Origin of the sequence: Nonomuraea mangrovi (genome assembly GCF_042681425.1) — a bacterium.
Classification (GTDB): Bacteria; Actinomycetota; Actinomycetes; order Streptosporangiales; family Streptosporangiaceae; genus Nonomuraea; species Nonomuraea mangrovi.
Window position 1 is genome coordinate 37,325 of the sequence record NZ_JBHUFV010000024.1, and the last position, 22,242, is coordinate 59,566.

26 protein-coding genes and 1 pseudogene are annotated in these 22,242 nt (G+C 68.4%); 13 read left to right on the top strand and 14 right to left on the bottom strand.

The genetic code is table 11. The features are described from left to right. Positions 1-358: 358 nt before the first annotated feature. From ACFSKW_RS16675 to ACFSKW_RS16690, 4 genes are all read right to left on the bottom strand, one after another. Positions 359-802 carry a hypothetical protein gene (locus ACFSKW_RS16675; protein WP_379573156.1) on the bottom strand — a complete coding sequence of 148 codons (444 nt, stop codon included), beginning with the start codon at positions 800-802 and terminating at the stop codon, positions 359-361. 11 nt (positions 803-813) lie between these two features. Beyond that, positions 814-2,025 carry a phage baseplate protein gene (locus ACFSKW_RS16680; RefSeq protein WP_379573157.1) on the bottom strand — a complete coding sequence of 404 codons (1,212 nt, stop codon included), beginning with the start codon at positions 2,023-2,025 and terminating at the stop codon, positions 814-816. A 23-nt stretch (positions 2,026-2,048) separates the two neighbouring features. Then, a complete protein-coding gene (locus ACFSKW_RS16685; protein WP_379573158.1) occupies positions 2,049-2,726 on the bottom strand; it encodes a hypothetical protein in 678 nt (225 codons plus the stop codon). A 240-nt stretch (positions 2,727-2,966) separates the two neighbouring features. Next, on the bottom strand, positions 2,967-3,506 hold the full coding sequence (locus ACFSKW_RS16690) for a hypothetical protein (RefSeq protein WP_379573159.1): 540 nt from the start codon (positions 3,504-3,506) through the stop codon (positions 2,967-2,969). 147 nt (positions 3,507-3,653) lie between these two features. Here ACFSKW_RS16690 and ACFSKW_RS16695 point away from each other — a divergent pair, with 147 nt between their 5' ends. The 5 genes from ACFSKW_RS16695 (at position 3,654) to ACFSKW_RS16715 (ending at position 9,514) form a co-directional block, all read left to right on the top strand. Then, positions 3,654-4,901, top strand: coding sequence for a hypothetical protein (locus ACFSKW_RS16695; RefSeq protein WP_379573160.1), 1,248 nt, complete (start codon positions 3,654-3,656; stop codon positions 4,899-4,901). A 644-nt stretch (positions 4,902-5,545) separates the two neighbouring features. After that, entirely contained in the window at positions 5,546-5,950 is a 405-nt protein-coding gene (locus tag ACFSKW_RS16700) for a YbaB/EbfC family nucleoid-associated protein (RefSeq protein WP_379573161.1), read from the top strand. Beyond that, entirely contained in the window at positions 5,943-6,431 is a 489-nt protein-coding gene (locus tag ACFSKW_RS16705; protein WP_379573162.1) for a hypothetical protein, read from the top strand. Before ACFSKW_RS16700 ends, ACFSKW_RS16705 begins: the two co-directional genes overlap by 8 nt. Further along, positions 6,328-9,126, top strand: a complete 2,799-nt coding sequence (locus ACFSKW_RS16710) for an ADP-ribosyltransferase (RefSeq protein WP_465264725.1) — start codon at positions 6,328-6,330, stop codon at positions 9,124-9,126. The genes ACFSKW_RS16705 and ACFSKW_RS16710 overlap by 104 nt, the downstream gene beginning before the upstream one ends. 16 nt (positions 9,127-9,142) lie before the next feature. Further along, positions 9,143-9,514 (top strand): hypothetical protein, encoded by a 372-nt coding sequence (locus ACFSKW_RS16715; protein WP_379573164.1) that lies wholly within the window; start codon positions 9,143-9,145, stop codon positions 9,512-9,514. Between the two features lie 182 nt (positions 9,515-9,696). On the opposite strand, the gene ACFSKW_RS16720 is transcribed toward ACFSKW_RS16715, so the two are convergent. The 3 genes from ACFSKW_RS16720 to ACFSKW_RS16730 form a co-directional block, all read right to left on the bottom strand. Then, positions 9,697-10,038: a hypothetical protein gene (locus ACFSKW_RS16720; RefSeq protein ID WP_379573165.1), complete on the bottom strand. Its 342-nt coding sequence runs from the start codon at positions 10,036-10,038 to the stop codon at positions 9,697-9,699. Between the two features lie 355 nt (positions 10,039-10,393). After that, positions 10,394-11,449, bottom strand: coding sequence for a hypothetical protein (locus tag ACFSKW_RS16725; RefSeq protein ID WP_379573166.1), 1,056 nt, complete (start codon positions 11,447-11,449; stop codon positions 10,394-10,396). A gap of 565 nt (positions 11,450-12,014) precedes the next feature. Then, complete coding sequence (locus ACFSKW_RS16730; protein WP_379573167.1) at positions 12,015-12,671, bottom strand: DUF4386 domain-containing protein; 657 nt, start codon at positions 12,669-12,671, stop codon at positions 12,015-12,017. A 316-nt stretch (positions 12,672-12,987) separates the two neighbouring features. Here ACFSKW_RS16730 and ACFSKW_RS16735 point away from each other — a divergent pair, with 316 nt between their 5' ends. Continuing rightward, positions 12,988-13,569, top strand: coding sequence for a P-loop nucleotide/nucleoside kinase family protein (locus ACFSKW_RS16735; protein ID WP_379573168.1), 582 nt, complete (start codon positions 12,988-12,990; stop codon positions 13,567-13,569). A 76-nt stretch (positions 13,570-13,645) separates the two neighbouring features. Here ACFSKW_RS16735 and ACFSKW_RS16740 read toward each other — a convergent pair whose 3' ends face one another. After that, complete coding sequence (locus ACFSKW_RS16740) at positions 13,646-14,002, bottom strand: VOC family protein (RefSeq protein WP_379573169.1); 357 nt, start codon at positions 14,000-14,002, stop codon at positions 13,646-13,648. A gap of 81 nt (positions 14,003-14,083) precedes the next feature. Here ACFSKW_RS16740 and ACFSKW_RS16745 point away from each other — a divergent pair, with 81 nt between their 5' ends. Further along, positions 14,084-14,521, top strand: coding sequence for a MarR family winged helix-turn-helix transcriptional regulator (locus ACFSKW_RS16745; RefSeq protein WP_379573170.1), 438 nt, complete (start codon positions 14,084-14,086; stop codon positions 14,519-14,521). A gap of 57 nt (positions 14,522-14,578) precedes the next feature. Further along, complete coding sequence (locus ACFSKW_RS16750; RefSeq protein WP_379573224.1) at positions 14,579-14,722, top strand: hypothetical protein; 144 nt, start codon at positions 14,579-14,581, stop codon at positions 14,720-14,722. A 68-nt stretch (positions 14,723-14,790) separates the two neighbouring features. Here ACFSKW_RS16750 and ACFSKW_RS16755 read toward each other — a convergent pair. After that, a pseudogene (locus tag ACFSKW_RS16755) lies at positions 14,791-15,057 on the bottom strand (hypothetical protein); the annotation flags it as partial. Then, positions 14,940-15,338: a nuclear transport factor 2 family protein gene (locus ACFSKW_RS16760; protein WP_379573171.1), complete on the bottom strand. Its 399-nt coding sequence runs from the start codon at positions 15,336-15,338 to the stop codon at positions 14,940-14,942. The gene ACFSKW_RS16760 and the pseudogene ACFSKW_RS16755, both read right to left, overlap by 118 nt. An 88-nt stretch (positions 15,339-15,426) precedes the next feature. On the opposite strand from ACFSKW_RS16760, the gene ACFSKW_RS16765 reads away from it, so the two are divergent. Continuing rightward, entirely contained in the window at positions 15,427-16,047 is a 621-nt protein-coding gene (locus ACFSKW_RS16765; protein ID WP_379573172.1) for a TetR/AcrR family transcriptional regulator, read from the top strand. A gap of 127 nt (positions 16,048-16,174) precedes the next feature. Continuing rightward, entirely contained in the window at positions 16,175-17,119 is a 945-nt protein-coding gene (locus tag ACFSKW_RS16770; protein WP_379573173.1) for an NAD-dependent epimerase/dehydratase family protein, read from the top strand. A 149-nt stretch (positions 17,120-17,268) separates the two neighbouring features. Here the strand turns inward: ACFSKW_RS16770 and ACFSKW_RS16775 are convergent, their stop codons facing one another. The 3 genes from ACFSKW_RS16775 to ACFSKW_RS16785 are packed head-to-tail and all read right to left on the bottom strand — an operon-like array spanning position 17,269 to position 18,700. Then, the gene (locus ACFSKW_RS16775; RefSeq protein ID WP_379573174.1) at positions 17,269-17,790 is read right to left on the bottom strand and encodes a YbaK/prolyl-tRNA synthetase associated domain-containing protein; all 522 of its coding nucleotides are present in this window, start codon (positions 17,788-17,790) and stop codon (positions 17,269-17,271) included. Then, positions 17,780-18,082 (bottom strand): ArsR/SmtB family transcription factor, encoded by a 303-nt coding sequence (locus tag ACFSKW_RS16780; RefSeq protein ID WP_379573175.1) that lies wholly within the window; start codon positions 18,080-18,082, stop codon positions 17,780-17,782. Before ACFSKW_RS16780 ends, ACFSKW_RS16775 begins: the two co-directional genes overlap by 11 nt. Before the next feature lie 42 nt (positions 18,083-18,124). Further along, a complete protein-coding gene (locus ACFSKW_RS16785) occupies positions 18,125-18,700 on the bottom strand; it encodes a TetR/AcrR family transcriptional regulator (protein ID WP_379573176.1) in 576 nt (191 codons plus the stop codon). A 240-nt stretch (positions 18,701-18,940) separates the two neighbouring features. Here ACFSKW_RS16785 and ACFSKW_RS16790 point away from each other — a divergent pair, with 240 nt between their 5' ends. From ACFSKW_RS16790 to ACFSKW_RS16800, 3 genes are all read left to right on the top strand, one after another. Beyond that, the gene (locus ACFSKW_RS16790; protein ID WP_379573177.1) at positions 18,941-19,639 is read left to right on the top strand and encodes a DJ-1/PfpI family protein; all 699 of its coding nucleotides are present in this window, start codon (positions 18,941-18,943) and stop codon (positions 19,637-19,639) included. Between the two features lie 10 nt (positions 19,640-19,649). Next, positions 19,650-20,423 (top strand): hypothetical protein, encoded by a 774-nt coding sequence (locus ACFSKW_RS16795; RefSeq protein ID WP_379573178.1) that lies wholly within the window; start codon positions 19,650-19,652, stop codon positions 20,421-20,423. A 120-nt stretch (positions 20,424-20,543) separates the two neighbouring features. Continuing rightward, positions 20,544-20,864 (top strand): hypothetical protein, encoded by a 321-nt coding sequence (locus tag ACFSKW_RS16800; protein ID WP_379573179.1) that lies wholly within the window; start codon positions 20,544-20,546, stop codon positions 20,862-20,864. A gap of 263 nt (positions 20,865-21,127) precedes the next feature. Here ACFSKW_RS16800 and menC read toward each other — a convergent pair whose 3' ends face one another. After that, positions 21,128-22,237: an o-succinylbenzoate synthase gene (gene menC / locus ACFSKW_RS16805; protein WP_379573180.1), complete on the bottom strand. Its 1,110-nt coding sequence runs from the start codon at positions 22,235-22,237 to the stop codon at positions 21,128-21,130. Positions 22,238-22,242 lie beyond the last annotated feature (5 nt).

Consider the following 22,242-nt stretch of genomic DNA (forward strand, 5'->3'; position numbering starts at 1 on the left):
CCGGCCGCGCTCGTGGGAGCCGCCGTGTGGCCGCCTATCGAGAAAGGTGTGCGCACCCCGTCGGCCTATCAGACCGCCCTGCGCTTGGAACGTGCCGAACTCCGGCAGGGCGCCACCACCGAGGTCGCTGCCCGGGAGGCCGGATTCGGGGATACCCGGATGCCGCGCAGGTCGCGGGCGTGGGCGGCGGCTTCGGCTCGCCCATGAATCGGGAGGCGCCCAGGGTCTTTCGTCAGACCCAGCGGAGTTGCGGGCGTCAGCCGTACGTTGCGGCTGTCGCGTGGAACAGCGCGGCGCCGACGATTTCCCTGGAACGCGCGCACGACCTGCCTTGGCCGCCTCCGTTCGGCGCCAGTGATCAGGACAGGACGGAGGAGAAGCCGTCGAGCCGTACCCACGTGATCTTGCTGGCACTGGTGCCGCCGAGCACGATGAGGGTGCCCCTGACATCGGCCTCCACCCGGCACACGCTCAGCCCGTTGTGGTTGTTGCGCGGGCACAGTCCGCGGGTCAGTTTCGGCACCGGCAGTCCGGCGGGCAGGGTGCCCAGCGGGCTGTCGCTGGTGTAGGAGACGTGGGCGCCGCCGCGTAGCTGCAGGAAGTCGGTGCCCGCGACGCGCACCACGCGCGCCTGGGGCGGTGCGTCGGCGAAGGGCTTGGCGGCGCCGGTGAGCGTGATGGGTTTCCAGGGGAACACGACCTCGACACCGGAGGCGGCCGCGTCGGCTGGAGCGGCGGCGAGGGTGACGGCTGGCAGGGCGACGGCCGCGGTGAGCAGGGTGCGGCGGGTAGGGGATCGCATGGGGTATCCCGTCACTTCCAGGGAGCGGTGAAGCTGTCGAGGTCGATCCAGGACAGCGGGTGGGCGGAGCCGGCGCCATAGACCCGGAGCTCGCCGGACGGGGTCGCCTCGACCTGGCAGGCGGCGTTGCCGTAACTCATGTTGCGCGGTACGGCGGCGCGCACCGGCAGGCTCGGGGTCAGCCAGGGCGGCAGGTCGGCGACGACGGACGGCCCGGTGAGGCCCGGGCAGCCGAGCGAGCCGCGCAGCTGGAGCTGGGTCAGTCCGCCGACGCTGATCAGCCGGGCCCTGGGCACCCGCGCGCCCGTGTGGCCCTCGAACCCGGGGGCCAGCGCGAGCTTGCTCCAGTCGGCCAGCACCTTCACGCCCTGCACCGGCGGATCGGAGGTGAAGGCGCACACGCTTGCCTGCCGTCCCGACGGGGCGTCGCCGCTGAAGCCGAACAGCAGACTCACCCGATCCCCCAGCGGCTCGACGGCCAGCCCCTCGGGTTCGCGGCGTGGGAGGCCGGGCAGCGCGGTGACGGGGGTGACGGCCGGGGTGCGGCCCGGGTCGCGCCAGGAGACGAGCGAGATGCGGGCGTTGCTGTTCTCGTAGGAGTCCGACGGGTCACCGTTGTAGAGGTAGAGCAGGTCGCCGACGGTGGCGAACCCCTGGAAGGTGCCCACGACAGAGGGCGGGTGCGCAATGGTGGCGGCGGGGGTTCCGGAGACCTTGCCGGTGGCCGGGTTGATGGGGTGGCGGCTGTAGAAGTAGCCGGAGGGGGTGCGGTAGCGGAGCGTGAGCCAGTTGCCGATCGGGTCGACGGCGGGGGCGCAGGTGAGGGTGTCAGGGTCGGGCGAGTAAGGCTTGGTCAGGACATCGGAGGTCATGTCGATGCTCTGGCCGGGCAGGTACGGGAAGCGGGTGACCCGGGTGCCGAAGCCCTTGCGGACCGGTCCGGCCTCGCACCACAGATGGGTGCGGCCGCCGATGTGCTGGGCGCCGATCTGGTAGCCGTGTCCGAAGCCGTCCAGGTGCATCCAGTCCAGCACCTTTCCGGTGGTGCGGGAGACCCGGTTGACGCAGAGGTTGCCCAGCTCGTCGGCGGTGTTGGCGTCGCGTAACTGGACGAGGTACAGCTCGTGGGTGACCGGGTCCACGGCCGGCGACTGCATGGCGGGCCCGTGATGCAGCCTCGTGTCCGCCAGCACGCGGGTCCAGGGGCCGGATAAGTCGAACATGCGGGAGATCGTACAAGGGATGATCAAGGCGGAGGCGGCGGGATCGTGTGGCTGAGCCGTACCGCCTCGGCGCAATCGGCCGCCCCCTCCTTGGCCGCCATCGCGGACTTGGCCTGCTCGGTCATGTACGGCTCATCGCAGATCCTCGGCATGGAGTCGCCGCCCATCAGCCCGAGGAACGCCTGCGCCTGCTCGACCTCCTCCGGCAGACCGCCTCCGGAGAACTGGTCCACGGTGGTCAGCGCCGTGGCCAGGCACATGAACCAGACGACTCCCAGGACCGCCAGCTTGACCCCGCGCAGCGTTCCCTTCCGATAGAGAACGAACCCGACGACCGGCAGGGCCACCGCTCCGACAAAGCTGCCGATGGTGAACAGGAACACCATGGCGGCCAGTCCGGCCAGGATCGCTACGAACCCGCCCGTCCCCATCCCGCCCAGCGCCTGCTGCACCGCCCCTGCGCCCTGATCGCCCCAGACCTGGCGGTTCTTTTCCGCCAGCTCATCGATGACGCTCGACCCGCCGCCAGGTGGAGGGGCGGTGTTGGGCAGCCTGGGGGCGGACATCTGGGGCGGGGTGCTGGGGATGTGGTGGTCGCGGTAGACGCCACCGGACGCGTCGCGTACGTGGTCTCTCCATTGACCGTTCTCGCTCCACCGGGTCTTGCCCTGAGGGTCTTGGCGCCAGCCGGGTTCATACATGTCGGTCCTCTTCAGGGGCGGTGTGGGGACAGGCGTGTCGGTGGGGGGTGCGCGTCGTCTCTCGTGGACGCGGACATCGTGCGTGTTCGGGGTGGCCGGCCGGTTCGCACCCGCGCCAGGAGGGGGTGCGAGCCCCGCGTCGTTCCCTGTGCGGGCCGTCGGGGGCGGTCAGGCCGAGGAACGCCCCGTCGAGCCATGCGACCGCATGACCGATGGATCGCCCCTGACGGGGCGGGAGGGTCAGCGGGTGGCTTCGGTGGCCTCCCTCGTGGCGGCTTCGGTGGCCTCCCTCGTGGCCTCTTCGACGTCGCGCTGGGCGACACGGGCGCTGCTCACCCTGGCGATCGCCCGTGACTGGTTGATCCCGTAGTTGTCGTTCCACCAGATCCGGCCGACGCCCATGATGTAGCCGTCCGTGATCCGCAGGGTGACCTTGTCACTGCGTCCCTTGCTCCACCCGCCGACCGCCGTCGACTGCAACTGACCGTCGCACACGCCGCGCGTCTGGCTGGGCCGCTGGCAGTGCTTGAGCTGGATGGTCATGTGCTTGGAGTAACCCCATGTCTGGTTGCTGGAGTTGAGGTACGCGCAGGCGACGGCCGTCCGCGAGTCGTAGAAGACGTGGACGTACGCGGCGGTGTCCCCGCTCTGGATGCGCACGGGCGTGTGCAGGATCCGAACGCCCTCACAGCTCGGCGCCGCCTGCGCCGTCTGGGCCGAGGCCGCCGCCGGTGAGGCCAGCAGTCCGGCGGTGAGCAGACCTATGAACGCGGCACGCATGAGCCCTCCTCGTTTCGTTGGCATGCCTGACAGGTTGGCCACGAAACGACAGGGATGGAAGGATCTTGAGACTTGAACTTTCTCACCGCTGATACAGCGCCCTGAGCTGCTGTTTCAGCGGACTGCAACAGTTACACGGGGTACTGGATGAACGTAGATGAAACGGCCGACGCGCTCGGCCGCGCCCTGGATCAGGCCGCCACGGGCTTACGCGAAGCGCTGGAATCCGCAGGGAAACAGCAGAAGTACCTGGTGAATCACGTCAGGAACACCACACCCTCGATGGTGTCGAACTGGTTGTCCGGTCACCGCCAGCTCACCAAGGGCACCAGGCTGCCGGGTGTCGAGGACATGCGCGATGTCGCCACCGCGCTGGGAGTGTCCGGCGATCGTGCCGACCGCCTGCGGGCCATCGGCGAGCGGATCGACGTACTGCGCGGCACCCTGGAGAAGACCGGACGTGGATGGCGCCAGAACGCTGCCACTCGCATCGCCGCCACCGCCTCGACGGAGACTTCGCCGCCCCTGCCCCTTGAGCCGGAGCCCCCTATCGTGGTCGCGCCGGACGTCCTGGATTCGACGCCAGGTGCCGGTGCCGCCGTATCCGACTTCCCCGATGCTTCAGGGGGCTCGCCGTCGAGCGCCGGCGCTGCCACCGCGTCGTTCGCGGGCGCACCGGTGCCCTCTGGCACACCGCTGCCTGCTTCGCCGGAGTCCACGACGACAACGGTCGGCTCCCCCATGCCTCCGCCCGTTGCGGGGCCGGTCCCCGCGTCGCGGAACGGCACCGCGGCATCGGTGACGGCGTCGGCCACGACCGCACCAGCCCGCGCTGCCGAGACGTCGCCGCCAGACGTCGGGCACGCGCATGCCGTAGCCGCGCGAGGAGCCGAGCCCGAGCGTGAACCCGGAGGCGCGGTCGGTGCCCGGGGCAGGGGCCGCCGGACGGTGCCGCTGACACACGCCGCGCTGGCCGCCGCCGTACTGGCGGGGCTGGCGTTCTACGGCGGCACGGTCTTCGGCGGGACCGACCGCCGCGCCGGCGAGGGCACGGAACGCTGCGGCGAGTGGACGCCCGCCGGTCAGGGTGTGCAGCTGCAGGCCTGCATCAAGGTCAGCGACGAGACCCTGATGGTACGGACGCGGCTGCGGGGGCCCGTCGGGATCAAGACCGACATGGCCGTCCAGCTGTACGACCCGATGACCGAGTTGCCGGTCTCCCAGCAGCTCAAGTGCCACAAGATGTACATCACCGTGCCGGGGCAGGTGCAGTCATGCGGGTACTTCGCCGTCCGGACGCTCTCGGGGCGTGACTACGCCGCGAGGAGCTCCTGGAAGATCGAGGACGGCCCGGGCTTCATCGGCGAGGTCCTCAGCCCCACGCTGCGCTGGTGATGGACCGCACCTCCTGACGGGGCCGTCCACACCCTGGAGGCTCCGTGGAACGCCAGGCCGAACGCCTGGTCGGCTGCCCCCCGGACAAGACGTCTACGGGCCACCTGGATCGGCCGCCGGTCCCGAACCGCAGCGATCTGATCAAGCCATCGCGAGTGCTGATCCGAACCCCGCGATGAAGCATGGGGAGCTGCTTCCGGGGTCAACGGCGACGAGGATGCCGGTGGTCTGCCCCGCGACGGCCCCGACAAGCGCAACAATGGAGATCAGCAGCCTCCGAGGCACCGGCTCGGCGGCGTCCTCCACGAGTACTCATATGCGGTTTGAACCGCATGGATGGAGTTTCGGCAGGTGCACCGGTCATCGACCGCCTGCCGGTGGACATCGGCATCGCCATGCTGGTCCACGCCCCAGTCGCCGGCACGGTGCAGGGCTGACCCGCCCCTGCCGATCCGGGCGGGCAGGGCACCGCCGGGGACGCCCTCCCCGGCGCCTAGCCACCCTCCGAGGCCGGGCTCCGGCGCCTTGGCAGACGTGAACATTGGGTTTTTCCGCCCTCAGAGGGATTTAGTACGGTATATCGTCCACGTTACAGCAGTGACGAAAAGCAACTTATGGTGCTGTCGGAACGAGAGGTACGCTGCTTGAACGACGAGTTCCATCTGGCCATCGAAGCGCTGGCCAAGGAGTACAACCGGCAGGCTGGCGAGCTGCGAGCGGCGTACGGCAAGCTGTCCGAGCTGACGGGGACCGCCGAGTCCGACGACGGCATGGTGAGCGTGACGGTGGGGCCGCGTGGTCAGGTGCAGGACATCAAACTCGACCCCCGGGTGTACCGCAAGCTCTCGCCGTCGGAGCTCGCCCACGCGATCATGGAACAGATCGGCGCCGCCACGGAACAGGTGGCCGGCCAGACGAAGGAGCTCATGGCGCCGTTCATGCCGGAAGGGCTGCCTCTGGAGGAAGTACTGGGCGAGGGGGCGAGCATTGAGGCGTTCCTGCCACAGCCGGTGAAGCTGCCGGCCGAGGAGGGGGGCGCGCGTGGGTAGCGCTCGCGCCCAGGGGTACGAGGCCGTCTTCAGCGGCCTGCGGACGCGTTCCTCGCAGGCCGACTACACCGTCAATTTCCTCTGGGGCCTACGCGACCGGTTGAACGCGACCTTCTACCAGGAGGGCAACCCACTGGGGAACGACCAGTACGGCGCGGAGCTGGAGAAGAACCGTTACACGATCGAGGACGCCGTCTTTGGCGCCTTCGACAACTACATCCGGGAGATGGAGGACCTGCGCGACGGATTGCGGGGCAACACGAGGAACTACCAGGACGCCGAAGGTTACGGCGACTCCGGCTACGGAGACTCCGGCTACGGGGACCCTGGCTACGGCGATTCCGGCTACGGAGACTCCGGCTACGGGGACCCCGGATATGAGAACCCCGGCGGCTACGGCGGCACCCAGGACCTACCGGACGTGTCCCTGGACAACCTGGGAAGCGCCAACGGCGATCCGGCCCCCCCGCAGGGTTGGTGAGCTTACTTTGGGGTTCGACGGTTTCCTCGTGCCCGATTGGGCCAAACCCTTTGTCGGCTATGCCGTCGGCATGGACTGGCCCGAAGGCGACGAGGACGGCTGTTTCCGGCTCGCCGACGCGTGCGCGGCCACCGCGCAGGACATCCTGGACGAGCGGGGCATGTCGGTCTTCACCCGGGTGGGCGACGACTGGGACGGCGACGCGCTGAAGGAGTTCGTCAAGCGGGTCCAGGACGTATCCGATCCGGCGCTGGCGAAGCTCATCGAGGAGCTCGTCTCAGCTGCTTTTCATTACAACGATCTCGGCGTCCAGGTCCAGTACACCAAGCGGATGATCGAGGTCTCGGTCTGGTTCCTGATCTTCCAGATCATCTGGTTGCTGGCCGCTGCCGTCGGCCCCTGGGGCCCGGCGGCCACGGCCATGGTCGGCGCAAGGGTGCAGCTGACCCGGCTGGCCATCGCCCAGCTCGGCAAGCGGTTGCTGATCAACATCGGCCTGTTCGGCGGCCTGATGGGCGGCATGGACCTGGCGGTGCAGGCCTCCCAGTCCCGGCGCGATCACCTCGACTGGGAACAGATCATGACGTCGGCCGGCACGGGAGCCGTCCTGGGCGCCTTCCTGACGGGCTTCACCGGGATCGTGCCCGCCAGGTCCATGCTTGGGCTGATGGGCCGGTCGGGCATGGCCAGCGTGGCCACGGACCTGACCGTGCAGCTCTCCAGCGGACAGCCGATCGACTGGGACAGGCTGGTCAAGAGCTTCACCTCGGGCGTGGTGGGCGGCGCGGACGCGCACTGGGCGAGCTGGAGCCCGTTCGCGCACGGCAAGTCAAGCGCGGGCCCGGCCGGCGACAACCCTAACCCCGCCCACGGCTCCTACTCCTGGTCCTCGCACTCCTCCTCGTCCTCGCACTCCTCCTCGTCCTCGCACTCCTCCTCGTCCTCGCATTCCTCCTCTTCCTCCATTTCCTCGCACTCCTCGTCTCATACGGCGGACGGCTCGGGCGGCCTTCCGTCCGGGCATTTCCCGCAAAACTCCGCCGCGCAGTTCCTCAACCATGCGGGCGGCGACAGCACCACGCTCGCCGGCGCCGCGGCCAAGCAGGACCTGTCCTTCAAAAGCGCACTCGGCGTCGACGCCCTGATCAACGGCTCGCATCACGTGGATCTGCCCGGCTCCGCCCACACGGGCGACGGCGCGCTGCCCGGCCCGGCCCACACCGGGGACAGCGCGTTGCCCGGCCCATCCCGTGCGGGCGACGGCCCCGTGCACGCCGGCGCGAAGCCGGCCGGCCTCGGCCCCGCTTCCCTGGCCGGTCAGTCCCCCGGCCCGTTTCGGATCCTGGAAAATCCCGGCAAGTCGGGCGACGGTTACGTGAGCGGGGGCCTCTGGGGCAAGTACGGCGCGGCAGGCGTACTGATCAGGGGCATCGACGAGCACGGCCAGCCGCGCTACCTGCTCATGCAGCAGAGCCAGTACGTCTCCAACGCCGGCAAGTGGCAACTGCCTGGCGGAGCCCTCGACAGCCTCGAAAGCCCCGTGCACGGCGCCGCCCGCGAGCTCAGCGAGGAACTGGGCGTCAACCAGACCTACCTCAACACCCTGAAGCTCAAGGGCGAGCACGCGGTGGAGGTTGGGGGCGGCGGCTGGAAATACACCAACCTGGCCGCCGAGGGGCCGATGTTCGCCCCGAAGCTCGACACGTTCGAGACCAGCGGCGCCAGTTGGCTCACGCTGAAGGAGCTCAGCTCCATGGCGAACAACGGCCAACTGCATCCCGCCCTGGCCAAGGCCCTGCCGGACTTGCTGGCCCTGTATCACAAGGACGCGAGCACGGACCTCGCCGCCACGCCCGCGACCCCGCCGAAGGACCATTACACCGCGTCGGGAACAACGCGCCAGCTCAAGCCCCCGGTAGATTTCGGCACACACGCCGTATCCGGCGATGGCGTTCCCACCCCCTGGCAGACGCCCCACGGCAAGCCGGCGACCTCGCCCCCCGCCTACTCCGGGCTCACCAGCGACGGGCCGAGCCCGTCGCTTGGGCAGACCATCCGCCGCACAGAGTCGGGCCTGTACTACACCGCGGCCGCCCCGCATGTCCCCCTGGACGCGCCCTTCGGCGCCCGCCTCGTCGCTCCCACGTTCGGGAAAGCGATCTGGACAGGGGTCTTCAACGACATGTCGCGGTCCGAGCAGGCGGCGGCCGACCATTACTCCGGAAGCGGATATAAGGAGATGAACGGTTACCTGCGCAAGGGCGACTCCGCCCTCTACGGCGAGACGTCGCGCGAGATCGCGAAGAGCAAGCAACGCGTCATCGCGCAGATCGAGGCCCTGAACGGGGTCCTACACCGCCAGCCGGTCCCCGAGACGATCGACGTGTTCCGGAATCTGCGGCTCACCTCGGACCTGTTCACCGTGCCCGTCCACGAGCTTCCGGGAACCGTGCAACGCGACCCGGGCTTCTTCTCGACGAACCTCGGCGACAAGCCGGTGTTCTACGGCGATGTCACCCTGCACCTGCGCGTGCCCGAGGGCACCCCGGCCTTCTATCTGGAGCTGATCAGCCACCTGGGTGAGCGGGAACTACTGTTGGGCACCGGCATATCATGGTTCGCGGAGGATGTGAAACGGCAGGACGGCAAGTGGCACGTCTACGGCTGGGTGCTGCCCGAGGAGTCCGGCGGCTGATGAAGGAGACGAAGAATTGTCGTTGAAAGACCAGCCCGCCTTCCAGACCGTCCAGGCTCCGGACGCCTACCCGCGCACGACGTCCGCCTCGGTCCGCTACGTCCCGATCGTCAAGGACGGCACCGTCATCGGTTACCTGTGGGCCGCGACCACGGACGACGCGGCGCAGTACGTGCCGCGCGAGCAGGCCGGTGACGCCGCCTTCGACGCCGCCGTCGCCTGGACGCAGCGCCTGCGCTGGGCCAAGGCCAACGGCATCACCCCGCTACAGGCGCTGCGACACTGGGCCGGCGAGATCGAGGACGCCCGAGCGGGCGAGGTTCCGACAGGAGCGCCTTTCGAGCTGCCGTCCCTGGGCATGCTGGTGGAGCTGGCCGCCGCTGAGTGACGTGGGCGGCAATTCACGCCGCACTGTGCCGGTAGCGGAGGCGCTTGATCTGCCAGAAGGCCCGGATGACGCGCTTGTCCAGATCGACGTACATCCATCGCATACCCAGCGGCTCTGACTGCCGAAGACCGAGGGGGAGCGCCACGGACCACCGGGTGCCGTTCCGGTGGCCCTGGACCACATCAAGGGCGGCGCTCCGCGCCATCCCGCTGCTCGTGCACGCCCGGGTAGTGCCCGTAGTGGCGTTGACGCCGGCGCTCGAAGTAGTCCAGGCCCATGGACCACATCCCACCGCCGATCGCAATGCCGAGGCAACAGAGCAAGGCGGACGGCGTGAAGGGCACGTCCAATATCACCAGTAGGACGGCGAACAGGCCACCGTAGACAGGGCCGACGATCAGCGCACCGCGCACAGGATGAGCCGCAACAAGCCGTCGGCCGGCATCCGGCTCGGCACTGCCGCCCAAGAACGCATCCACTCGCCAGAACCAGCCCGCAAGGAGTCTCAACACCTGCACGGACAACCCCCGTTCATGTCTCCGGCGGGGCGCACTCCGGCTGCGAGTGATCGCCGCGCCGAGTGTGTGGGCCGTAGACGATTGAGGTGGAAACCTGATCATCCCGCCCGCCATCGACCCGGGACAAGCCGAGCAGACCAGGGCCCGTTCTCCCTGCGGGCGGGACGACGGCGGACACTCGCTGCACGGGGTGTGCAACCGTGAGCCTTCCACCCGCGTATGGGGTCGAGCGCGAGGCGGCCAGTGTCGCCGCTGAAACCTCCACCCGCATCTCGTGCAGGAGGCGGGGGCGCCGTGCTTCGCGCGGCATGGCGCACGAAGCACGGCGCGTGTACTGCGGCGCCGTCACCTTTTGGCAGGTTCAGCCTTTGTAATCGGTGGTGTGGGTCTCGGAACCGGTCGGCCACAGATATTTGCCGTGGTCCGCGGCCGAATAGTTGCTGTTGCCGTCTCCGGGACGGGCTTGGATGAGATTGCGGCGCCAGGTGGAGCCGCGGGACGATCCGCTCCAGAAATTGCCGTACAGGAAGCCGTACAACTGCTCGAGTTCCGCCGAGAAGACGTTGTCGGTCACGGTGATGTTCCTGGCGTTGTTGGTGACACCGATGCTGACGGCGTATCCCCAGCCGGAGACGTAGTTGTTCGTGAACTTGATGTTCTGGTACATGCCGTTGCCCTGCAGGGCCAGGGCGTTGGTGTTGCCCACCGAGGCCAGGGTGTTGTGGTGGACGGTCATGGGACCGCCGTCGCCTTCGCTCTGCGGGCCGATGCCGTCGTGGTGGTAGACGTCGCGAGCCGTGTCGGCCATGTCATGGATGTAGTTGTTCGTCCAGGTCGACGGGCGGCCGGGGAAACCCGTCACCATTTGCATGCCCGCGTTGCCCCAGATGTCGTTGTGGTCCATGACGGCCACGGCTTCCTTCATCGTCGTGGCGTACTGCCAGGACTTCTTGAAGGGAGTACCGGGCTTGGAGTGAGCCGACGAGACGGTGCCGTTGTTGCCCGGCGGCCTCGAGTAGGAACTCGGCTTGAACGTCGAGTACAGGAACTTGATGCTGGTGTCCGAGTAGATCTGGATGAGGTTGTCGTCGGGGTTGGTGCCCTCGAAAAGACAGCCGACGAACGTGAGATTGTCGCCGTAGATATAGACCTTCAACGCGCGGAACCGCTTGAAGGAGATGACGCTGTTGTCGGGGAACCTGAGCGTCAGCGGTTTGGTGTCGCTCATCTTCGGCGCGTGGTCGGTGAGCTTGCCCGGGTACTTGCCCAGGCCCAGACCTCCGGCGTTGGCCGGTGTGTTGGCGTAGCCGGTGTTCGAGAAGTCCGGCCAGGTCCCGGAACCGTCGTTGGGCCGGGCGTCGATGCCCGGAACCGGCTTCGCCGGCTCGCCGTCCGCGACGGCGCTCGCGGGCAGCACGGGCGCGACGGCGCTCGCGGGCAGGGCGGGCGCGAGGAACGCTAGAGCGGCGACGGCGGCGAGGCCGCTCCGGGTGAACGCGCGGACGAGCGGAGAGCGGAGGCGGTCGTACGCGCCTCGGCGGGATAATCTCTTGATCTTGTACTCCGGTACAGTCGGTTGTGAGCGTTACTGGTGAGGTCGAGGCCCCTGCGCGGTCCGGGAGAGCCCATCTCCTTCAGCCCAGAGGTCCCCTCGACACCAGGAAGTCCTCTGAGGTCGCCGGAAGTTACAGGTGATTTCTCATGACCCACACGCCGCAGGACGCAGCTCGCTCGGCGGGGTTCGCGCTCGCAGCCGGATTCGCCCGCCCTCGTCCGCTCCATCCTCCGTGACCAGCGGCGATGATCACGAAACACTACACCAACAAGATCGTTGACACCATGTACAACAATCTGTGACGCCATGAGGACGCGGCGGCCGGCATGCCCTGGGGTGGCCCACGGGCGCTGCTTGGCCCCGCTACCCGGCCAGTGGCCGGACCTCACCATGCAGGCCGTCGCGACAGGGTGGGACGGCGTGCACGTCAGCCGCGCCGGTGACCCGTTGTCGATGTCTTTGTATCGAAGCCTCTTGTGATCAGCCACATGGCCAGGACCAGGCTTTGTACGGCCAGCGGTGCATTCATGGTCAGGTAGAGCGGTGTGACGACATCAGTCACACCAAACAGCACCAAGAAGCTCGCCAACATGGCCGATCCGGCCCCAAGAAGTCCCCACACGGACAGCCAACGAGGGACGAGTCTCGACCGATAGAGAACGCAGAACAACAGGAGATCTCCGAGGCTCAGCGAGATGATCAATGCGACGTGGTTGACCAGGTCGCGAGCCGTCCGCAACAACTCACCCAAGACCTCGAGGTGGGGTGCGCCCGAGGTTCCGGCTTGGGAGAACTCCCGACCCAGCACGAGAAACAAAGGCAGGAGAATCACGCCCGTGAAATGGAACATCGCTGCTATCAGCCTGAATCCGAGGAAGCCCAGACTGAGCGCTTCGTTCTCCACCCTCAATGCCGGATACAGGTAGAGCGCGAACCCGACATAGGCGGGGATCATGATGAACTGAGCGACTGCGCCGACGATGACCTGGCCCTCATGTGCGGAAATGAGGACGAGATAGTGCGGCTCCTCGAGGGCGGGCACGACACTTAACACGCCTGCGATCACGCCCACGATGACCAGCACGCCCGCACCTGCGGTTGCTCGCCTGTTGGTATTCATAACACGGTCCCCGTATATGTCAGCGCGGACTTTCCGCACCCGTCCTTACACCCGTAAGGACGCGCTGCCGACGCTACCCTTACATGCGTAAGGCCGCAAGGGTTCTACTGCAGAAGGAGGTCCGGGTGTCCGAGCGTCGACACCCGGCCCACCGCTCAGCCCGCAGCGCGTGATCGAGGCAGCGGTGGCCGCCGCGCGTGCGGCCTGGGGCCGTTCTCGTGCGCACCCGCCACACGGACCGTGAGACACGGGAGCCCATGATCAGGTCTAGCATTGGCCGATGCTCGTGGTGCTCGTGAACGGCCTACCTGGGGCAGGCAAGACCACTCTCGCCAAGCCGCTCGCCGACGAGCTCGACCTCCCCCTGCTCAGCAAGGACCGGATCAAGGAAACCCTCGCCGACACACTCGGCGTGACACCACCGGCAGGCCTCACCGCCCGCGCATGGAGCCAGAAACTCGGTGTCGCAGCAGGCGAGACCTTGTGGGCACTGCTCTGCGACGCCGGCCAGGGAGCCGTACTCGAAAGCTTCTGGCTCCGGAACCTACGCCCGGTCGTCACCGCAGGACTCCATCGCGCGGGAGCCGGGACGGCACACGAAGTCAGGTGCGTGCTCCCGCTCCGTGTCGCGCGCCAACGCTACGAGGAACGAGAAGCACGCAGACACGCGATCCACCTCGGCGCCATCGTGGGCGATCTCCAGTGGAAAGAACTCGAACGCCAAGCCCAACCGCTCGATCTTGGCCACACGTACGACGTGGACACCACCCGACCCGTGGACATCCCTCGACTGGCGAAGCAGATCCGCCAAAGAGCCGGCCGGAAGAACGCCTCCGACGGGGCCACTCCAGCTCCGAACTGAGCAGGCAGGGTCGGCGGTGGCCAGCAGGCCGACAGCCATTCGGTTTCAATGACTGTCGGCGAGGGGTCGCAGGGAATCACGCCGCCCGGTCGTGGACGGTGACGGCGTAGCCATCCGGATCGGCGAAGGTGAACGTACGGCCGAACGGTCCGTCGAAGGGCTCGACGAGGATCGGCACTCCGGCGGCCGCCATCTTGTCGTGGAGAGGCTGGGAGTCCTCGGCCTTGATCCAGATCGCGACTCCCCAGCCGAGGCGATCGACGGCGTCGAGGTCGACGAGCGGCTCGCGGACGGCGAAGGGGATGGGCTCGGTGTCGAACACGACGGCGTGCGGCGGGCTGACCGGCGCCCGCTCCAGCCCGAGGTAGGCCGCATAGAAGTCGGCAGAGGCCTCCAGGTCGCGAACCTGGACGGCGATGAAGTCGGGACCCATGGTGTCCTCCTGGGACGGTATCGTTGTATCAGTCTTCCTGAGACTATATCAGGCAGCCTGATACTTGCAAAGGAGAACGCGGTGGCGGATCGGCCGGGATATCTGATCAAGCGCGCCCAAGCGGTGCTTCACCAGGCCATGCTGGACGCCCTCGCCCCGCACGGGCTCACAGTCTCGCAGTACGCGGTGCTCGCCGCCCTGGGCCAGGACCCCGGCCGGTCCAACGCCGACCTGGCCCGTCAGGCGTTCGTGACGCCGCAGAGCATGAACACCGTGCTGCGCGAACTCGAGGACCGCGAACTACTGAGCCGCCGGCCGCATCCCCAGCACCGCAGAGTCCTCCAAGCCGAGCTCACCGCCACCGGCACTCGACTCCTGGCCGACGCCGCAGCCGCCGTCGACCTCGTCGAGGCGCGCATGCTCTCCAGCCTCTCCCCTCAGGCCCGGACGGAGCTTGCGGACGCACTCACGGCCTGTGTCGACGCCCTGACCTCCGGGGCGACGACCGGCTCCGACTGAACGTCACGGCGGGCCCGCACCAGCCCGTGCGCGCGCGCCACCGCGTTGAACACCTCGGTGTTCAACCTGGCCATCGCGCTCGGCGCCCTGTTCGGAGGCATCGTCGCCGACAACGTGGCCATCGCGGGGGTTCTGTGGTTCGGGGCGGTCCTCGCCGTTCTCACCTCCCTGGCCGTCGCCCGCGTGCGCGAGTCCGGCTGACGACGAATGCCGGAGTGAGCCCGGACCTTGCGCCTGGTTCGGGCGCAAGGTCCGGGTCGGACGAATCCGACGCAGGCGACATGGCCTCCTATCGCCACGGCCTTGAGCGACTGCTCCAGCAGTCCGGCGACGTCGATGACGCGGTCGGCGCCCTGCCCGCCGGTCAACTCCCGAACCCTGGCGGGCCAGTCGGGCGTGGCCCGGTAGGCGCACGGACTCAGCCGTCGATGCCGGACTCGGCGGCCAGCGGGACCTCGCCTGCGGTCTTGCTGAAGCCGAGAGCCTCGACGATCAGGCCGTCGCGCACCCGCATGACGTTCACGCCGCTGACCCAGTCGGCGTCGCCGGGGCCGAAACGGTAGTGCCAAAGGATCGTCGCCCGGTCTCCGGCGACCACGACCTCTTGAGGCTGGAACTGGGTCGTGCGGTCCTCCACGAGCGCCCGCCACCAGGCCAGGCAGGCCTCGCGGCCCTCGACGCGCTCCCCTGTGGGGGCCGGCTGGACGGACTCCATCACGCAGTCCTCGGCGAGCAGGTCGGTGAGCAGATCGGGGTCGTGCTCGACGAAGGCCCGGTTGAAGCGGTCCATGACCTCGGCCGTTGTGCGGTGCATCATGCGAGAATCCTAAAGGGATAGAACGTTCGGTCTAAACAATGTATATAGACTGGTTGATCTACTCGTCAAGTGATGAGAGGCTGGGACCATGAGCACACGCGCCACGCCCGGCCCGCGGGAACGCCTGCTTGACGCCGCCCGAGAGCTGACTTACAGCCACGGCATGGGCGTCGGCGTCGACACGTTGCTGAAGGCCGCGAACGTGGCCCGGCGCTCGCTGTACGACCACTTCGGCGGGAAAGACGGGCTGATCGCGGAGGTGCTACGGCGAACCACCGCCGAGGACGAAGCCCTCTACATGGAGATCATGCAGGCCGCGGGCGAGGACCCACGCGACCGCCTCCTGGCCGTCTTCGACAACCTGGCCCAGGTCATCGCCGAGCCGGACTTCTGCGGCTGCCGCTACCAGGCCGCCGATCTCGCGCTGACCGACCCCGACCATCCCGCGCACGCCATCACCCACGACTACCGCGTGCGCCTGCACCGGCTCTTCGAACACGAACTCGTCAAGCTCGGACATCCGCAGCCCGCGCACGCTGCCGCCCAATACCTTCTGCTCATCGCAGGGACGCTGGCAACCGGTGCCACCCAGGCCGACGAACACCCCGCGGCGTTGGCTCGCGAACTCGCCGAGCAGATCCTCGACCTCCGGCACCACGCGGCACCGGTGACGCCCGATGGGGGAGCACAGCGACGATCAAGGCGATGACGTCACGGCGCCACGAGCACGATCACCGCGCGGTGCGGCCTTGACCGGTTTCCTCTGAGCCCTTCGTGATTCGCTCTTGGTAGTGTCGCCGGCCGTGCGGATTCTTGTTCTTGGCGGTACGTCTTTCGTGGGTCGCGCCATCGTGGAGGAGGCCCTGCGTGCCGACGCCGAGGTGACCCTGTTCGGCCGAGGCAGGACCGGGACCGACTTGTTCCCCCAGCTGACCCGACTCATCGGCGACCGTGACACCGGTGACTACGCAGCACTGCGCGATGGCACATGGGACGCGGTGGTAGACGTCAGCGGCTACGTTCCGCGCCACGTCGCGCAGTCGATGGACGCACTGGAGGACCGGGTCGGCCGGTACCTGTTCATCTCAAGCCACGCGGTGTACCAGCGCACTGGCGTGGGGCCTGGCTCGGATGAGGACGCACCGCGTCGGCCGGTGGTGCGCGACACCGAGGAGCTCGATGACGACACCTACGGTCCGCTCAAGGTGGCATGTGAGGACGACGTGGTGGCCCGGTACGGCTCGCGGGCGACGATCGTGCGGCCGGGAAAGGTGGCCGGGCCACACGACCCGTCGGACACGTTCACGTATTGGGTACGGCGAGCCTCGTACGGCGGGCCGGTGGCGCTGCCCGCGGACCCCGAACAGCCGGTGCAGATCATCGACTCGCGCGACTTGGCCCGCCTGGTGGTGCGGTTGCTCCTTGACGAGCGCCCCGGCGCGTTCAACGCGGTGGGTCCTGCTGAGCCGACCACGCTCGGAGCACTCATCGAGACCTGCGCGCGGGTGGCGGGCACTGAAGTCGAGATCGTGTCGGTGTCACCCGACGTGGTGCCACCGCTGTTCCCGCTGGTGCGGGCGAACTGGCCGACGCAGCAGCGCAGCTCGGCCCGGGCCCGCGCGGCGGGCATGCCCGCGACCCCGCTGGAGGTGACGGCGGCCGACGTCTTGGCCTGGGACCGCGAGCGGGGCGAGCCACCCCTGCTGAAAGGTTTCTCTCCGAAGGAGGAGCAGGCTCTACTGGCGCACCGGGGACGGCGCTGGCCTCAGGGCCCGGGGTGATCACGACAGGCTCAGGAGTTCAGCGGCTGAGCCGATGATCTTCCCGCCATCGCCCGGGGTAAGCCGAGCGGACGGCTCCCTGATGGGTGGAGCGACGGCGACGATCTGGGACTCCCTTCCGGCGCCGGGCGCGCACGCCGGCGGAGGTTTCAGGATGCGGTGGTGATGGGGGCGAGGCGGGGCGCGGCCAGGCGCACGTAGTCGTCGGTGGCCAGGGCGATCGAGCGGTCCAGCCGGGCGGCGTTGAAGTACAGCTCAGGGACCCGCAGCAGCGCCGGGTCGGCGATGAGTTCGAGTTCCGGGTGATAGCTGAAGGGCAGCACGGTGCCGCTCACACTGCCCGCGAGCTCCTCGGCCTTCTCGCGGCCGGCGAAGGCGACATAGGAGCCCTCCAGCAGCTCCTTGACGGCCCGCAGGTCCAGGCGGGCGTCACCGGGCACCACCGCCAGCACGTACCTGGTGCGCTTCTTGCCTGTCTTGACCATGACGACCAGGCACTTGGCGGCCTCCGAGACGTCGTGCCCGCGCAGGGCGCAGACCAGCTCGGTACGGCCTTCCGGCTCGTGGTCGATCAGCCGGTAGCGGGCGCCGCCCGCCTCCAGGTCGTTGATCAGACGCTCGTAGAGCTTCACGTCGACGGCCTCATGAGCCGCGCTCACCTCACCACTCACCGCTCAGCAGCTCCTTCGCCTCGGCGATACGGTCCTCGTCGCGCTGATAGAACACCCACTGTTTGATCTTCTTGCCGCGTACCAGCCCCGCCTGGGCGAGCACCTTCATGTGCTCGCCGCAGGTCGGCTGGCTCACCCCCAGCTTCTGGGCGATGAACAGCGAGCAGACGCCGTCGCGGACCAGGTCACCGTCACGCTGTGGCGGGAAGTGCCCCTCCGGGTCGCGCAGCCACTCCAGGATCAGCAGGCGCTTGTCGTTGGCCAGCGCCTTCACCAGCTCCACGTCCAGCATTAAGCCATCATGGCAATTAGCTAATTGGCTGTCCAGCCCAGGTCATTCCCCGCGGGTGCCCGCGTGCAGCAGCATCTCCATCAATCGCTCGACGTAGCCGACGTCTCCGTACACATCGGGGGTGGCCCGGCGGGCCTGGCCGTGCCCGAGGTAGATCACGTGGAAGATCCGGGCGCGCACGTCGCACTCCTGCTCGCCGTACCCGAGATCGCCGAAGATCCGCCTCAGCAGGCGCAGGCGCGCCGACGTGATCCGCTGGAGCACCGGCGCCACCAGCGGATCGCCGGCCTTGGCGGCCAGCGCCGCCTCGATATCGGCCGCGATCGGGTGCGCGAAGGCCGTCACGAAGATCGTCCGGAGCCGTTCCGCCGGGTCCTCCACTGCCTGGAGGGCCGCCTCGACGTCGGTGACACCGTCCTTCTCCCACATCTCCAGTGCGGCGACCAGCAGATCCTGCCGATTCTTGAAATGCCAGTAGAAGCTGCCGCGCGTGGTGCCCAGCCGAGTGGCCAGGCGGTCGACCGCGACGGCGTCGATCCCGCCCTCTCCGATCGCCTCCAGGGCCGCGCGTGCCCAGTCGTCGCGCGTGAGAAGCCGTTCTCCGTTCCGCGTTGCCACCACCAAACCCTATGCAAGGAGAGCATGGGCAGGCACCCCCACCTTCAGTGCGGCTGAAGCTTTCGCTAAGCTTCAGCCAGCCTGAAGGTCGTCGTAGGACCCTTCCGGCGATCCCTACGTGTCCGCGCCCGCGTACCGGCCGGCGAGCGCGGCCCGACCACGCCCATCGATCCGCGACCACGCAATGGCGGCCGGCGCTGTTCTCGCCTCACCGAGGCCACCGCCCCTTGGAGGATTGACATGCAACGACGGGACCTTCTTCGCGCCGGCCTGGTCGCCACGACCGGGTTCGGCCTCGCCGAGGTAACCGCGGGTCCGGCCGCGGCGGCCGAGCCACGGCGTACGCCGCTGCGCGTGCACACCGTGCTGTACGACGGCGTGGAAGAGCAGGATTTCGCCGGGCCGATCGCGGTCTTCGGCGTCAACGCCGACCACATCAAGCAGACCTTCGTGACCGCCGACGGCCCCCGCACGGTCACCACGGCGATCGGCATGGAGATCGTGGTGCGCGACTCGTGGGACCCCCGGTCGGCCGACGTGCTCATGGTGCCGGGCGGCGGCCTGGGCGAGGGGTCGGCCACGTACCGGGAGATCAGCCGCGGCGTACTGCCCAAGGCGCTGGCCGCCGCGCGGCGGCCCGGCTTGATCATGGCGTCGGTGTGCGCCGGAACGCTGTTGCTGTCGGCCGCCCGGATCACCGCCGGACGGTCCTGCACCACCCACCACGCGGCCAAGCAGGAGCTCAAGAAGCAGGGCGGCAAGGTCGTCGACGGCCGGGTCGTCGACGCCGGGGACCTGGTCACCTGCGGCGGGGTGACCTCCGGTCTCGACCTCGCGCTGTGGCTCACCGAGCGTTTCCACGGACCTCAAGCCGCGTTGTTCGCCGAGAAGGTGATCGAATACGAGCGGCGCGGCACCGTCTGGCGGCGACCCTCCTGAGCTGGACTCCGTGTCCGGCCTGTCCGTGCTCCCGGATGGGCCGCGACTCGACGCCTCACCCTCGTGTGAAGAGGACGGTGTCACCGACGTCGAGCACCTCGGCGATCCGCCCTTCCATACCGTGCAGTACTGTACGGAAGGGCGGATCTTCCGATTGTTCCCTACCTCGTGCCGAGCCTTCGGAAGGTGCGTCACCGCATCGTCAACGGCACACGACAACCGTCGCTCCGGAGGAATGATGGACACACGTATCCCGCTGGTATGGGGGGCTACGGCTGAGGAAATCAAGGCTCCCTACCCCTGTGACACCCAGCTCGAGGCCACGTCCCAGCCGCTGTTCCGCGCCGTCACCGTGCAGGCCGAACCGTCGGTGCTGTTCAGGTGGCTCTGTCAGCTGAGGATTTCCAGCTACAGCTTCGCCTTCCTGTTCGGCATGCGGACCCCCACGACACTCACCCCGGGCACGGACCGGCTCGAGGTGGGCCAGCGCTTCATGGACCTGTTCGACCTCGTCGACTACGACGTGAACCGGCATCTGACATTGGCGATATCCGGAAGCGGCGGCAAGACGATCTATGGCGACCTGGTGGTCAGCTACGTCGTGCGCGACATCGGCCACGGCCTCAGCAGGCTGGTCGTCAAGACGATTCACGAGCCCGCAGGCGGTTTGCAGAAGGTTCTCAAGCCCTTCCTGGCCTGGGGCGACCTGTTCATGATGCGCCGTCAGCTGCACAACCTGAGGAGATTCGCCGAACGCGAGCAGCTGTCGCGGCAAGGACACTGAGTGTTCGGCGTGGCGGGGCCGGTGCCGGCCCCATCCGAACGTTCAGCCCCACCGCGTATCGACGACCTCTACAATGCGGCCGAAAGTGATCTTTCACCGGAAAGTCAGGATTGGGGATAGATGTCGGTCAAAAAGCGTACGGCGTCCGCACTTCTCGCCGGATCCCTCATCGTCGCGGGACTAGGAGCCGGAACCACCGCCGCCTCGGCGGACACCAGCAGTGCCCCGTGCACGGGCAAGACCGGCCTTCACATCATGGCCAAGGGCGAGACCAGCGGTAAGGCCTGGGCGGATGTCCTCAACTGCGGCAGCACGGGCCTCGTGACGCTCGACATCTCGTGGGGGCCCGATCCGCTGTGCCGGGAGATCCGTCATGGGGTCACGGCGAGGATCACCGCCCCCACCGCCGTCGGCAGCGTCAGGAAGGCCAAGTACTGCTGACCCCCTGGATGGGCGGCCTCCGCTCTCTCGGACGGCCATGAGCTGCGGGACACCAGACGACGAGGTCCCGCCTGATCCTGGCGATCGGGCGGGATCCCGCCGGTTCAGGCTCGGAGTCCCGGCTGGGGCAGGCGAAGGGAGCGCAAGGTGACGCCAGAGGATGTGGTCCGGCACACGAAGCAGACCGTGGTCACGGTCGATGACGTCTGCGGCGTCGACAGGCGTAGGTGATCACTACGGCCGTCACGCGCGCCGAAACCCCGCTACGTGGTCCTCGCGATCCACTCGGCCGTCGTCGACAGGCGAGCGAGGCTGTCAGGATCCGGGAGCACGCCGAGCCCGGGGGTGTCCGGGACGGCGAGGTGGCCGTCCGACAGGGTGAAGGGGACCGTGATGTCCTCGCTGTAGTAGCGGGCGGTGGCGCTGATGTCGCCCGGAAGGGTGAAGCCGGGAAGGGCGGCGAGCGCGAGGTTGGCGGCACGCCCGAGGCCGGTCTCGAGCATGCCGCCGCACCAGACCGGGACGCCGCTCGCCTGGGCCACGTCGTGGATGCGCCGCGCCTCCAGATATCCGCCGACACGGCCCGGCTTGATGTTGATGATGGAGCAGGCGTCGGCGCGGATGGCTCTGGCCGCGTCGGCCGCGGAGTGGATGCTCTCGTCCAGGCAGATCGGCGTGTCCATGGCGGCCGCGAGCCTGGCGTGCGCGCCGAGGTCGTCGGGCGCGAACGGCTGCTCGACCAGGACCAGGCCGAAATCGTCAAGCCCGAGCAGGTGCCGGAGTTCGCCCGGCGCGTACGCGGCGTTGGCGTCCACCTGGAGCGGGATGTCGCCGAACGTCTCACGGACCACGCGCACCGGTTCGAGGTCCCATCCCGGCTCGATCTTCAGCTTGATCCGGGCGTACCCGGCGGCCAGGTATTTGTCCACCTGGTCGAGCAGTTGGTCAAGGGTGTCCGTGATGCCGACCGACACGCCGACGGCAACGCTCCGCCGTACTCCCCCGAGGTAGCGCACCAGGCTCACCCCCTTGGCCCGCAGGAAGGCGTCCAGCACCGCCATCTCCACGGCCGCCTTGGCCATCGGATGCCCGCGGAACCGGTCAAGCGCGACCGCGACCCCTGCCGGGTCGAGGTCCTCCACGGCGAAGAGCGCGGGCAGGAGGAACCTTCTGATCACGTCGGCCGCGCCCTCGAGGTATTCCGGGCTGTAGTCGGGCTCGTCGTCGGCGACGCACTCCGCCCAGCCCTCGCCCGCGTCCGTCACCAGACGGATCACCAGGGCGTTACGCACGTGCTGGGTGCCCAGCGACGTGCGGAAGGGGGTGACCAGCGGCAGCGAGACCCGCCGCAGTTCGGCCTTGTCCAGTTTCATCAAGC

Bases quoted from the DNA above. Each gene is read 5' to 3' on its own strand.
- ACFSKW_RS16675 (WP_379573156.1), bottom strand. From the start codon at position 802: ATGCGATCCCCTACCCGCCGCACCCTGCTCACCGCGGCCGTCGCCCTG.
- ACFSKW_RS16760 (WP_379573171.1), bottom strand. From the start codon at position 15,338: ATGATGCACCGCACAACGGCCGAGGTCATGGACCGCTTCAACCGGGCC.
- ACFSKW_RS16690 (WP_379573159.1), bottom strand. From the start codon at position 3,506: ATGCGTGCCGCGTTCATAGGTCTGCTCACCGCCGGACTGCTGGCCTCA.
- ACFSKW_RS16780 (WP_379573175.1), bottom strand. From the start codon at position 18,082: ATGCTGGACGTGGAGCTGGTGAAGGCGCTGGCCAACGACAAGCGCCTG.
- ACFSKW_RS16680 (WP_379573157.1), bottom strand. From the start codon at position 2,025: ATGTTCGACTTATCCGGCCCCTGGACCCGCGTGCTGGCGGACACGAGG.
- ACFSKW_RS16735 (WP_379573168.1), top strand. From the start codon at position 12,988: ATGCTCGTGGTGCTCGTGAACGGCCTACCTGGGGCAGGCAAGACCACT.
- ACFSKW_RS16740 (WP_379573169.1), bottom strand. From the start codon at position 14,002: ATGGGTCCCGACTTCATCGCCGTCCAGGTTCGCGACCTGGAGGCCTCT.
- ACFSKW_RS16695 (WP_379573160.1), top strand. From the start codon at position 3,654: ATGAACGTAGATGAAACGGCCGACGCGCTCGGCCGCGCCCTGGATCAG.
- ACFSKW_RS16790 (WP_379573177.1), top strand. From the start codon at position 18,941: ATGCAACGACGGGACCTTCTTCGCGCCGGCCTGGTCGCCACGACCGGG.
- menC (WP_379573180.1), bottom strand. From the start codon at position 22,237: ATGAAACTGGACAAGGCCGAACTGCGGCGGGTCTCGCTGCCGCTGGTC.
- ACFSKW_RS16710 (WP_465264725.1), top strand. From the start codon at position 6,328: ATGAGAACCCCGGCGGCTACGGCGGCACCCAGGACCTACCGGACGTGT.
- ACFSKW_RS16765 (WP_379573172.1), top strand. From the start codon at position 15,427: ATGAGCACACGCGCCACGCCCGGCCCGCGGGAACGCCTGCTTGACGCC.
- ACFSKW_RS16800 (WP_379573179.1), top strand. From the start codon at position 20,544: ATGTCGGTCAAAAAGCGTACGGCGTCCGCACTTCTCGCCGGATCCCTC.
- ACFSKW_RS16685 (WP_379573158.1), bottom strand. From the start codon at position 2,726: ATGTATGAACCCGGCTGGCGCCAAGACCCTCAGGGCAAGACCCGGTGG.